Below are 11,968 nucleotides of genomic sequence, written 5' to 3'. Positions count from 1 at the left end.
TAAAAGGGAAAGATTAACTCTCCCTTTTACTCTGTTCTTAGATAATTATCTCAGAAAAATCTGATAAGTATGCCTCCAAGTCGCGCAACAGTCTTTTACGTCCCTTAAAACGTTCGTCGCCTAGTAAGCGGTAGTATAACTCCAGTTGTTCTTTGTCTAACTTGGAAGTGTAGGCTGCTAACGAACTTCGAAGAGCAACTAAATCATCTAATGCTAGTTCGCGCTTACTCAGTCTATGACTAATGGTTCCAACTTCTTCATAAGACTGACGATCGAAGCGGCGTTTTTGGCTCTCTTGCTTGCGAAGAATGTCATGAATATGATTCCTAAATTTTGTTTTGAAGTAGCGATAGAGGCGACTTTCGTCTTGACTGATATCTGGATGACTTTCTTCTAGCTGGTGATAGATCAACATGCCTTCTTGTTCCCAGTCACTACTCTCCCATAAATGTACATAATAATCCCGTGCACAGCGCCGGACGATCCACTGCACTTTCTCATAGCGTTCCTTGAACTTCATCTTATCTCCTTTTCCTTTGATAATATGATTCTACAAGAAAATCTTCTCCTTCAGGCATCATTCCTCCATCCTGTCTATTTTATGCCCCAACTGGTTCCTAACGCAAAATTTTTCGACATCTCAGGGACATTTTATGACATGTTATGCTTTAAAGAATAAAAAAAATAGCTTGATTACACAATTAGTAATCAAGCTATTCAATTAGAAAAGCATCTCTTATTTTTCTTCCATTTTGGACTTAATTTCATCATAAGAAAGGGCATGTGCCTCTCGTTCTAAGTCTTTTTCAGACTCTTCCGGCATCTGGCCCGTTTCATAGAGAGATTTAATTTGAGTGCTATCAAGTGTTTCATATTTAAGGAGCGCTTCAGCAATCAATTTGTGAGTTTCACGATTTGCTTGAATGATCTCAGCTGCTTTGTTTCGTGCTTCATTTAATAATGAACGTACTTCCTCATCAATCTCATAGGCTGTTTGTTCTGAAATTGATTTTTGAGAACTTTGTGCACCAAACATAGCATGGTTACCTTCGTATTGGACTGGGCCTAGTTTTTCACTCATACCGTACTCAGTGACCATTGCACGCGCCATCTGTGTAGCTTGTTCAAAGTCATTGGAAGCTCCTGTAGTTTGGACATTAAAGATAATCTCTTCAGCTACACGACCACCCATCAAACCTGCTAATTGCTCTTTCATATCTTCTTTAGAAAGAAGCATTTGGTCTTCTTTAGGAAGGGCAATCATGTATCCGCCTGCACGTCCACGTGGTACGATGGTTACTTTATGCACAACACGAGCATTTGACAAGACTAAACCAACAATGGTATGTCCAGCCTCGTGATAGGCAACCAATTCGCGTTCTCTTTGTGATACTGTTTTATCTTTCTTAGATGGTCCAGCAATCACTCTGTCCTCTGCCTCATCAATATCTGAAGCATCGATGATTGATTTGTTGCGACGGGCAGCAACCAAAGCAGCTTCATTCAAGACGTTTTCCAAATCAGCACCAACAAAGCCAGGTGTCTGTTGGGCAACTAATTTCAAATCAACGTTTTTAGCCAGCGGTTTATTCTTAGCATGAACGCGAAGAATAGCTTCCCGACCTTTGACATCAGGGCGACCGACCAAGACTTTTCTGTCAAAACGACCTGGACGTAGAAGAGCTGGATCAAGAACATCTGAACGGTTTGTCGCAGCAATTACGATAATTCCTTCATTGCCCTCAAAACCATCCATTTCAATCAAGAGCTGATTAAGGGTTTGTTCCCGTTCATCATTACCGCCGCCGAGGCCAACACCACGCTGACGACCGACGGCATCAATTTCATCGATGAAGATAATTGCAGGCGCTGCTTTTTTCGCATCTTCAAATAAAGAACGAACACGGCTTGCTCCGACACCAACGAACATTTCAACAAAGTCAGAACCTGAAATACTAAAGAAAGGAACTCCTGCTTCACCAGCAACCGCCTTAGCAAGCAAGGTCTTACCAGTTCCTGGAGGGCCTTCCAAAAGAACACCTGCCGGAATTCGAGCACCCAGCTTAGTATAACGTTTTGGATCTTTTAGAAACTCAACAACTTCAACAAGTTCTTGTTTTTCCTCTTCTGCACCAGCAACGTCAGAGAAACGTACTTTGATATCTTCTTTATTGGCAGCACGAGCTTTGTTGCGTCCAAAATTCATAGCACCACGGGCACCGCCACCGCCGCCTTGATTCATCATAGACATAAAGATGAAAGCAATGATGATAAATGGAACCAAGGAAATCAAAAGATTAATCCACATTCCACTGGAGCTTTCGCGTTTAATAGTTACTTCTGTCTCATGCTCAGCAGCCAGCTTTTGCAAATCAGAAACTGTTGTATCTGATGGCAAAACAACACTAGTAAATCTGCTAACTTTTGAGATTTCTGGACTGAAAAACAGAATTCCTGTCGTATCTTTTGATTCTTTAGGTTTTTTGTAAGTACCCGATACCTCGATAATACTACCATTTGGCTGGTAGCTCATCTCTGTAACATTATTATTTTGGATTTCTTTCACTAATTGACTGTAGTTGATTTGCTGGCTACGACCTGTCGCATTTCCCGTAAAGAAATACTGAAAACCTGTAACAAGGACTACAATAATTAGGATATAGAGAAAAGGATTTTTTATAAAACCATTATTTTGTTTATTTTTCATTTATATCTAGTAAACCTTTATTTTGTATAAACTTCTTCTTTCAAGACACCTACATAAGGAAGATTACGGTAGTACTCATCATAATCCAGTCCATAACCTACCACAAATTCGTTTGGAATTGTAAAGCAAGTATAGTCTGCCTCAATATCAACAATGCGTCCTTCAGGCTTATCCAACAACGTAGCAATTTTTACAGATGCTGCATTTCTTTCTTTGAACAAATTACACAAATTCTTCAAAGTTTGGCCAGTATCGATAATATCTTCAACAAACAGAATATCACGGCCAGCAATATCCTGATCAATATCCTTAACGATATTAATCACGCCACTGCTAGTTGTACCACCATGATAGCTAGAGACCAGCATGAAGTCCAATTCGATATCTGTATCCACATGCTTGATTAGTTCGGCCATAAAAGGGACTGAACCTTTCAAAATTCCTACAAAAATAGGCTTTTTACCTTGATAATCCACTGTCAGCTGTTGGCCCAATTTTTTTGCCGCTACTACGATTTCCTCGTGAGAAACCAATATCTTTTTAATATCTTGTTCTAGCATAATTTTACCTATCTAATTTCTGAATATAAAGTACAGTACTCATTATATCACTTTTTAATTCCTTACTCAAATCACTGATAGCGATATTTACAATTGCTAAAATCTGCTGATTTTGCTCTACAATAATCGCTTTTTCGCGTTCTTCAAATGGAATTTTTTGATCAATGAATAGCCGACGAAGTTTTTTGTGATGACCCTTCAGACGAAGAAAATCACCTGTTTTTCTGTGACGTAAAAGAATTGGTGTTTCACGTGAAACTGCAATCGCTTGAACATTTTCACCCTCCAAAGGAGAGCCAAATGAGAATTGATACTCTCCAAATTGAAGTAGATTACCACATTTTAACAGAATTGACTCCACTTTCAAATCAGACCTACGACTGATTTTTCTGATTTCAAAATGCTTATAATCTTTCACCAACTCATATTCATCCTTTAAAGGGTGGATGTAATTAGCCTTGGTTCGTAAGATGCCTAAGATTTCTACAAATTGCTTTTTATTTAAATTTAAAGAAGGAAATTTCTTCAAATACTCCTGCAGAAGGAAATTTTGAACTTCTGGAATTTGTTGCTCAAACACTTCAAGTTTTGTAATGTCCAAATCTTGCGTCATATTAGACAGGGCTGTCTGTAAGTTCTCAACTTCTTTCCCTAAAGAAATCAGAGAATCCTTAAAGCGTGGATTTTCCTTTTCAAGACTTGGAAGATAAAGATTACGAATACGATTTCTGAGATAGTCATTTTGAAGATTGCTCTTATCTTCAAAATGCAAAATATCAGGGAAATCTTGCTTATGAAAATGAAGCAAAGGTCGGATTAATTCCCCGTTTGCAAAGGATTGAACCTCGGTCATTCCAGACAAGTGGCGCAGCCTTGCTCCTCGTAATAGTCTCATAAACACCGTCTCGGCCTGATCATCAGCATGATGAGCCGTTACCAAGGCCGTGTAGCCTTCTGTCAACATGATTTCTTCAAAAAAACGATAGCGAAATCGCCGAGCTTTTTCCTCGGAAAAATCACCTGAAAAATTTGAGCTGAAAAATTTCACACCAAGTTGCTGGGCAAAATTTGACAGCTCTTTTTCTTCCATATTTGACTCTGGTCGTTGCTTGTGGTTGACATGCGCTATGCCCAGCTCAATCTCTAGTTCTTCCCTGTTCTGGTACAAAAGATGGAACAAGGTCATCGAATCCAAGCCACCAGAAACTGCTACCAGCACTTTTCGATGATTTTGAAAATACCGCTTTTCCTGCATTTGTTTGCGAAACTTCTGATCGATCATTTCAGAACTCCGTACACATCATCCGCAATTTTAGAAATTGTATCGTAATCCGAATTATTCGTAAGAATAGCAATGATAAATGGCGAATCCGCATACACAATAGCGACATCATGCTTGAAGTCGTAAGCATCACCAATTTTATGAGCAACTTTTACATTGATGTTTTTAGAAATTCGCTGATTATCATAATTTGTCTGAGATAAAGCATCGATAATCATGCCATTTTGCTTATAAATGGCTTCCATAACATTTCCTGCCATTCGAGCTGAAGCTTGTCTGCTTTCCACATCCCACCTTTTACCCGCAATTTTTTCAATAGTATTTTGAAATTGGCTATCAGATTGATTGCTTGTATAATAGGCGAGGATATTGTGGGCCACATTATCCGACTCTTTTGCTACACCATTGATTAAGTCCTGCACAGAATATTCCTTATCATTTGCTGATTTGGAAATACTACCGCTTCCCTCAGGGTCATAGGCACCTGCAAAATCATTGACAGCCGCTGTATATTTTAACTTTTTATCCAAGGAAAGGCTATGATTATTTAGTTGCTCCTGGGCATAGTAAAGATAAGGAATTTTCGTCACACTAGCTGAGTACATTTGTTGATCTGGATTGATACCTGCTTCTTTGCCCGTATCTAGCTGTTTTACATAAATAGAAAAGTCAGCTTTTTTGTACTTAGAATTTAAAAGCTCCTGAACCTTTTCCATTCGATTATCTTCTTGGGAAAGAAAATCAACAGAAACCCAACCTTGACCTTCAATTTTAGCATATTCTCCCTTAGCTGTTTGAGCAATTTGTACCACCTTTACTTTGCTATAAGCAGGTAGTTTAGCTGCAAGCTTTTTAGAAGAATTGATCGGGATAGTATCATAGAGCACATAGTTAGGGGCCAGCCATCTTTCCTGTTTAACATCTGTGATAGACTGAACCGTATCCTCATAAATGCTATTCTTATCTGCAATTACAAACTGGCCATTCTTTAATTTAAAGATAGGAATCCCAGCTGCATTCACGTGCAACTCTGTCAGCTCTAGTGGCTGATCTGGCAAAAGTTTCCCAGCTACCTTAGTCAAAGTAGCATCTGTAAAAGTAGGCGTTTCTTCATAAACATTAGGATTTGTAGGGATACTCGTATGATAACGGCCATAAGCTGTACCTGTAAGCTGATACTTTTCTTCTTCGTCTAAAACAAGTTCCTTTTCAGTACTGATTGCTGTTTGACTGCTCCATAAGGCTGGCAGTAAAAATATCAGCAAAAGTAACTTACGCATGACCTCCCCTTTCCTTTTTCGTTTCTTGAAGTTTTAAAGCTTGATTCTTTTCGGATAATTCTGCTAGTTTTTCATCCGAAAAAGATAAAAATTTCTCTATATTTTGAAGTAAATTTTCCATGATTATTGTGGTAATAAATCTGGTGTTGTGTAAATGTATTCTCCTTCTTTTGAAAAAGAATACTTAGCACGAGCATATTTAGCAGCATAGCTGTCATCTTTCAACTTGGTTGCAATATCAGACTGATAACTCTTTTCTTCACCTAATTTTTCATATTTTTTTTGTAGTTGTGCATATTGAGCACGGCGATTAAGTAAAGTTTCGTAACTTTGATATAAATTATAGGCTGGAAGAATAAAAAGTAGCATGACTAAAATTAGAACCCATCCCATAAAACGATTTCGTTTCCGACGCTCCTCATCGAGGTATCTACGACGCTGATTTTCATCTTGGATAAAGCGATTATTTATTTGAACAATATTTCTAGACATTTTCTTCAATCCTTGTCTCACTGATAATTTCATACATTTTAGCAGCATCTTCTTTTTTAGTGCTGTCTTTCATTTCTAGCACCCGCACTGTTAACAGCTTATTGCCAAAACGAACTTCAATTTGATCATTGATTTTCAAATCTGTCGAACTTTTTGCCAGGATTCCATTTACCTTGATACGACCTTTATCTGCTACCTCTTTAGCTACTGGACGCCGCTTGATAATGCGTGATACCTTTAAATATTTGTCTAATCTCATAGTCTTTTCCTCGATTTTCTCTTAATATTCTATCATTCTTTTGAAAGAAACAAAGCCAAAAAGCTGAAATTTTACCGAATTGTAATGTTTATTCAGCTTTTCGATTCTTGATTTCTACCAGTTTTTCACCAAAGTTCAGCAAGTTTTCCAAAATCTCGAAATCTTTTTTCTTCCGAACATCAAAAACGACTTCAATCAAGCCTTTCTGCTCTCCAATTCGAGCCTTTAGATTTGTCGCTGACAAAGCTTCAAAATAATCTTGGGTCAGATAGATTTGCTGAGACATTTTTTCAAAACGAATGATGACAGATTCTTGCTTCCGCTCAACAAGTGCCACAAAGGCTTGATCAAGATAGGATTTGACTAAACCAATCTCTAGTAGGTAAGCCACTACATCCGGATATTCTCCAAAGCGATCAATCAATTCATCTTGCAGATGTTCATAGTTTACACGGTTGTCAATTTCACGAATTCTCTTGTAAACTTCGATTTTCTGACGTTCATCAGAAATATAATCACTCGGAAGATAGGCATCAATCTGAAGATTGATTTCAGCATTGCTTTTTTGACGCTTGGTTTCCTTACCTTGCTTCTTAGCAATAGCTTCTTCCAAAAGTTGAGAATACATTTCAAATCCTACAGAATCAATGAAACCAGACTGTGAACTTCCTAAAATGTTTCCCGCTCCTCGGATAGACAAATCCCTCATGGCAATCTTAAATCCAGATCCCAACTCGGTAAATCCTTTAATAGCTTCTAGTCTTTTTTCTGAAACTTCAGTTAGAGTCTTATCTGGACGATACATAAGATAGGCATAGGCAATTCGATTGCTGCGGCCAACCCGACCACGAAGTTGATACAAGGTTGACAGCCCCATGTGGTCAGCATTTTCGATAAAGAGAGTATTTGCATTTGGAATATCGACACCTGTTTCAATAATCGTTGTTGTAACTAAAATATCGTATTCGCCATTAACAAAGTCTAATAAGGTATTTTCTAAACGAACCTCAGTCATCTGTCCATGCACGTAACCAATTGAAGCCTCTGGAATCAACTCTTTTAATTCAGAAACTTTTTGCTCAATGGTGTCAACTTTGTTGTAAAGGTAGTAAACCTGTCCGCCTCGGTCTATTTCACGTAAGACCGCATCCCGAATAACCGTCCTATTATTCTCTAAAACATAAGTTTGGACTGGATAACGATTTGTCGGTGGTGTTTCAATGACCGATAAATCTCGAATTCCCAGCATTGACATATGAAGGGTTCGTGGAATAGGGGTGGCCGTCAAGGTCAGAACATCAACCTTCTTTTTTAGTTCCTTTAACTTTTCCTTATGCTTGACACCGAAGCGTTGCTCTTCATCTATCACCAGTAGTCCCAAATCGGAAAATGTCACATCTGCTGATAGAAGACGATGGGTACCGATAATAATATCAATCTGCCCTTTTTCCAATTTTTCCAGAGTCTCTTTTTGCTCCCCTTTACTTCTAAAACGACTGAGAACATCGACATTCACGGCAAAATCGTTGAAACGTTCTTTAAAGTTTGTGTAGTGTTGCTGAGCTAAAACAGTGGTCGGAACCAAGATAGCAACCTGTTTATGATTGTTGACAGCCTTAAAAGCAGCCCGCATAGCCACCTCGGTCTTCCCAAAACCAACATCTCCAACCAAGAGTCGGTCCATAGGACGGTCACTCTCCATATCTTTCTTGATTTCCTGGATACTTCTGAGTTGGTCATCTGTTTCCACATACGGAAAGGCATTGTCAAACTCTACTTGATGTTGGTCATCACTAGAAAATTGGAAACCTTTTAATTGACTACGCTCTGCATATAATTTAATAAGGTCATCGGCAATGTCTTCAACCTGGTGTTGTACTTTTTGCTTCGTTTTTTGGAAACGCCCATCATTTAACTTGTTAATTTTAGGTGCTTTCCCATCGCTAGCTACATATTTAGACAGAAGGTTGATTTGATCCACCGGAATGGAGATACGGTCTGCATTTTGATACTGAATCGTCAAATAATCTCGATGAATTCCTGAAACTTCAATCGTTTCAATTCCTAAATAGCGACCAATACCATGGATATTATGAACCACATAGTCGCCTTTTTCCAGCTCATTATAGTCTTTCAACCTTTCAGCATTAGAAATATTTTGACGACGAATCCTACGTTTGATTTTTTTCTGAATCATCTCATGTTCAGTAATCAAAACGATTTTTTCATCAACGAAATTAAATCCTTGAACTAGATTTCCTTCTATGAGCTGGACAGCTTTTTCATGGATGTCTTTTTCCTTGATGTAATCTAAATGAATCTCATAATCCTGTAAATTTTTGTGTAAATTTTGTAAACTCGAGGCTGAATTTGCCTGCAAGACGACCGTATAATCCGATTTCCTAAAGCGATTGATTTCTTCTTTTAAGAGAGGAAACTGGCTAAAAAATTCCTGCATTGGATATTGATTGAATTGATAAAGTGCATCAAATTTTAGATTTCCTAAGCCTTTATGGAAATTAGAAAAAAATGTAGCAGGTTTATATTTACGATAGTCCTGATAATTATTTGCAAAGTATTGTTGATTTGACAGTGCTTTACTATTTTGTAAATCATCTGTCAAGATATTGGCAACTTCTAATTCAAACTGGGCATGCTTGTCCATTATCTTTTGAAAATCATCAAAAAATATAGGAGTATGCCTTGGCAAATAGTCTAAAATAGTCCATTCTTTCTGATAGAATAAAGAAAGAAATTTGCGGATATCTGCATGATGAAATTGCTCTCTAGCAGAACTCAATACTTCTTCTAAATAGGATTTCAAAGACGGATCGATAACCGTAGAAAGAGCTGTTTCTAGATTTTTCTGTCCTCTTGCATAATCTTCTTCTGTAAATAGAAGGTCTGTGACAGGCTCTATCAAAATCTCTTCCACATTTTCAAGAGAAAGCTGATTTTCAGGATTGAAAATCCTTATGCCATCAATCTCATCACCAAAAAATTCTATCCGATAAGGATATTGAGCCGAGCGTTCAAAAATATCCAGAATATCCCCTCTCAGACTGTATTCTCCTTGGCTGAGAACTTGCGAAACTTTTTTATAACCGTTCCTTGACAAAGACTTTACTAGCTTGTCAAGGTTATATTCTTTACTAACAGAAAGGATAAGCTCAGATTTTTTAAAAATATCAGGCTGGGGCAATAATAAGCGACTGGCTGCGACGTTTATGATCAAAATCCCATTTTTCTCTTTGTCTGATAAAAAATTCATGGCCTCTAACCGGGCAAAGATTTTTTCTTGAGATGAAAAAACAAACTCAGCCAAAGGTGTATCATCTGCCAAGAAAGTATAAACCTCTTCTTCTCCCAATAATGAAATCAAATCACTAGCTAGACGCTCTGCTTCGTTTTGACTCGAAGTGATAACTAGGATTTTCTCCTGCTCTTCTAAGCTACTAGCAATCGCCAAAGCTTTTGTTGAAGCTGAAAGTCCCATCACTAACTGCCGAGTCTTCTTTTGTAACTGTTTCTTCCAGTCTATAATTTGTTTGTTTCGACCAAATAGATCAAGTAGTGTCATTGTCTTATCCATTGTATTGTTGCATTGTTTGCTCAAAATTCCCAGTTTGTAAATAATAATTTACAGCACTGTCAACTTTCTCTAATGTATTTAAAATACTAATATAGTCTTCCTCATCAAATTTGCCTAAAACATGATGAATAACTGACATATTATTTTTAGGTCTTCCAATGCCAATTTTCACTCGCTTGAATTCCTGTGTTCCAATATGTTTAATGATGGACTTAATACCATTGTGCCCGCCAGCCGAACCCTTGGTACGAAGACGAATTTTTCCAACTTCCATATCTAGATCATCATAGATAACGAGTAGGTCATCTATATCCAAGCCGTAGTAAGTGAGTAAGGCGTGGACTGCTTTTCCACTTTCATTCATAAAAGTAGTCGGTTTTACAAAATATACTTTTTCTCTATTTAAGAAAGTTGAAGCAATTTCCGCTTGAAAAATCTTATCTGCTGTAAACTTTAGATTTAATTCTTTACACATCTTGTCAACTAACATAAAACCAACATTATGTTTTGTTTCGAAATACTTATCTCCTGGATTCCCCAATCCAACAATTAATTTTGTCATTTTACTCCTTTATAAAAGCCAAAAGGGCTGGAAATTTCTTTCCAACCTAGGTATTTTAAATTTACACTTGATTTACACATTAAAGCGGAATTCCATAATATCGCCATCTTGAACGATATATTCTTTTCCTTCTTCACGCAAACGTCCAGCTTCTTTTACAGCCTTTTCAGATCCATATTTTACCAAATCATCATAAGACATCGTCACTGCACGGATGAAACCTTTCTCAAAGTCTGAGTGAATGATGCCAGCTGCTTGAGGAGCTTTCATACCACGCTTGAAGGTCCAAGCCCGGACTTCCTTTTCACCAGCAGTAAAGTAGGTTCCAAGTCCCAATAGATGATAGGCTGCACGTGTCAATTTGTCTACACCTGACTCTGTCAAGCCGATAGCTTCCAGAAATTCTGCCTTGTCTTCATCATCTAGTTCAGAAATTTCTTCCTCTGCACGCGCTGAAATGACAACAACTTCAGCATTTTCTGTAGCCGCAAATTCACGAATCTGCTTCACATAGTCAATATTATCTGGATCAGCCACCTCATCTTCACTGACATTGGCCACATAAAGCACTGGCTTAGTCGTTAAGAGAAAGAGACCTTTGACGATTTTTTGCTCTTCTTCTGTAAACTCAACTGTTCGAGCTGACAGACCGTCTTCCAGAACTGGCTTGATCTTTTGTAGAACATTAAATTCTGCTACTGAGTCCTTGTCCTTCTGAGTTCGAGCCATCTTCTCAACACGCGCATAGCGTTTGTTGATGCTTTCCAGATCGGCCAAAATGAGCTCCAGGTTGATGGTCTCAATATCAGCCATAGGGTCGACGAAGTCAGACTCACGGCCCTGTTCCCGCATGACATTTTCATCATCAAAGGCACGGACTACATGGACAATAGCATCCACTTCGCGGATATTGGCCAAGAATTTATTTCCCAGCCCTTCACCTTTCGAAGCTCCCTTTACAATACCTGCAATATCTGTAAACTCAAATGTAGTTGGAACCTTCTTTTGAGGTTTAATCAATTCTGTTAATTTGTCCAAACGAGCATCTGGCACCTCTACCCGACCGACATTTGGATCAATGGTCGCAAAAGGGTAGTTGGCAGCTTCTGCCCCTGCTTTTGTAATTGCATTAAATAAAGTTGACTTGCCCACATTAGGCAGGCCAACAATCCCTGCTGTTAAAGCCATTCGTATCTTCTCCATTCATCTTTTCAATCCAAACCATTATACCATA

At 38.2% G+C, this 11,968-nt stretch carries 11 protein-coding genes; all 11 read right to left on the bottom strand.

What is annotated here, in order from left to right; genetic code table 11:
- Positions 1-37: 37 nt before the first annotated feature.
- Positions 38-520 carry a sigma-70 family RNA polymerase sigma factor gene (locus FZ941_RS09655; protein ID WP_148887719.1) on the bottom strand — a complete coding sequence of 161 codons (483 nt, stop codon included), beginning with the start codon at positions 518-520 and terminating at the stop codon, positions 38-40.
- Positions 521-736: 216 nt separating this feature from the next.
- Positions 737-2,707 (bottom strand): ATP-dependent zinc metalloprotease FtsH, encoded by a 1,971-nt coding sequence (gene ftsH, locus FZ941_RS09650; RefSeq protein ID WP_148887718.1) that lies wholly within the window; start codon positions 2,705-2,707, stop codon positions 737-739.
- A 17-nt stretch (positions 2,708-2,724) separates the two neighbouring features.
- Entirely contained in the window at positions 2,725-3,267 is a 543-nt protein-coding gene (gene hpt / locus FZ941_RS09645) for a hypoxanthine phosphoribosyltransferase (protein ID WP_148887717.1), read from the bottom strand.
- Positions 3,268-3,271: 4 nt separating this feature from the next.
- Entirely contained in the window at positions 3,272-4,549 is a 1,278-nt protein-coding gene (gene tilS, locus FZ941_RS09640; RefSeq protein ID WP_148887716.1) for a tRNA lysidine(34) synthetase TilS, read from the bottom strand.
- Positions 4,546-5,829 (bottom strand): serine hydrolase, encoded by a 1,284-nt coding sequence (locus FZ941_RS09635; RefSeq protein ID WP_148887715.1) that lies wholly within the window; start codon positions 5,827-5,829, stop codon positions 4,546-4,548. Before FZ941_RS09635 ends, tilS begins: the two co-directional genes overlap by 4 nt.
- On the bottom strand, positions 5,822-5,950 hold the full coding sequence (locus FZ941_RS10835; protein ID WP_125372373.1) for an SP_0009 family protein: 129 nt from the start codon (positions 5,948-5,950) through the stop codon (positions 5,822-5,824). Before FZ941_RS10835 ends, FZ941_RS09635 begins: the two co-directional genes overlap by 8 nt.
- Positions 5,951-5,952: 2 nt before the next feature.
- The gene (locus FZ941_RS09625; protein WP_045499867.1) at positions 5,953-6,321 is read right to left on the bottom strand and encodes a septum formation initiator family protein; all 369 of its coding nucleotides are present in this window, start codon (positions 6,319-6,321) and stop codon (positions 5,953-5,955) included.
- Positions 6,314-6,580: an RNA-binding S4 domain-containing protein gene (locus FZ941_RS09620; RefSeq protein WP_005591371.1), complete on the bottom strand. Its 267-nt coding sequence runs from the start codon at positions 6,578-6,580 to the stop codon at positions 6,314-6,316. Before FZ941_RS09620 ends, FZ941_RS09625 begins: the two co-directional genes overlap by 8 nt.
- 88 nt (positions 6,581-6,668) lie before the next feature.
- Complete coding sequence (mfd, locus tag FZ941_RS09615) at positions 6,669-10,172, bottom strand: transcription-repair coupling factor (protein WP_148887714.1); 3,504 nt, start codon at positions 10,170-10,172, stop codon at positions 6,669-6,671.
- A complete protein-coding gene (pth, locus tag FZ941_RS09610) occupies positions 10,165-10,734 on the bottom strand; it encodes an aminoacyl-tRNA hydrolase (RefSeq protein ID WP_148887713.1) in 570 nt (189 codons plus the stop codon). Before pth ends, mfd begins: the two co-directional genes overlap by 8 nt.
- 72 nt (positions 10,735-10,806) lie before the next feature.
- The gene (ychF, locus tag FZ941_RS09605; RefSeq protein ID WP_005592133.1) at positions 10,807-11,922 is read right to left on the bottom strand and encodes a redox-regulated ATPase YchF; all 1,116 of its coding nucleotides are present in this window, start codon (positions 11,920-11,922) and stop codon (positions 10,807-10,809) included.
- Between the last annotated feature and the right edge of the window lie 46 nt (positions 11,923-11,968).

Origin of the sequence: Streptococcus sp. Marseille-P6264, from assembly GCF_902460355.1 — a bacterium.
Classification (GTDB): Bacteria; Bacillota; Bacilli; order Lactobacillales; family Streptococcaceae; genus Streptococcus.
Note: the sequence above shows the minus strand (reverse complement) of the source record. Positions and strands in the feature narration are given on the sequence as shown.

Excerpts from the sequence above, each read along its gene's own strand:
- FZ941_RS09655 (WP_148887719.1), bottom strand. The coding sequence starts at position 520 with ATGAAGTTCAAGGAACGCTATGAGAAAGTGCAGTGGATCGTCCGGCGC.
- ftsH (WP_148887718.1), bottom strand. The coding sequence starts at position 2,707 with ATGAAAAATAAACAAAATAATGGTTTTATAAAAAATCCTTTTCTCTAT.
- hpt (WP_148887717.1), bottom strand. The coding sequence starts at position 3,267 with ATGCTAGAACAAGATATTAAAAAGATATTGGTTTCTCACGAGGAAATC.
- tilS (WP_148887716.1), bottom strand. The coding sequence starts at position 4,549 with ATGATCGATCAGAAGTTTCGCAAACAAATGCAGGAAAAGCGGTATTTT.
- FZ941_RS09635 (WP_148887715.1), bottom strand. The coding sequence starts at position 5,829 with ATGCGTAAGTTACTTTTGCTGATATTTTTACTGCCAGCCTTATGGAGC.
- FZ941_RS10835 (WP_125372373.1), bottom strand. The coding sequence starts at position 5,950 with ATGGAAAATTTACTTCAAAATATAGAGAAATTTTTATCTTTTTCGGAT.
- FZ941_RS09625 (WP_045499867.1), bottom strand. The coding sequence starts at position 6,321 with ATGTCTAGAAATATTGTTCAAATAAATAATCGCTTTATCCAAGATGAA.
- FZ941_RS09620 (WP_005591371.1), bottom strand. The coding sequence starts at position 6,580 with ATGAGATTAGACAAATATTTAAAGGTATCACGCATTATCAAGCGGCGT.
- mfd (WP_148887714.1), bottom strand. The coding sequence starts at position 10,172 with ATGGATAAGACAATGACACTACTTGATCTATTTGGTCGAAACAAACAA.
- pth (WP_148887713.1), bottom strand. The coding sequence starts at position 10,734 with ATGACAAAATTAATTGTTGGATTGGGGAATCCAGGAGATAAGTATTTC.
- ychF (WP_005592133.1), bottom strand. The coding sequence starts at position 11,922 with ATGGCTTTAACAGCAGGGATTGTTGGCCTGCCTAATGTGGGCAAGTCA.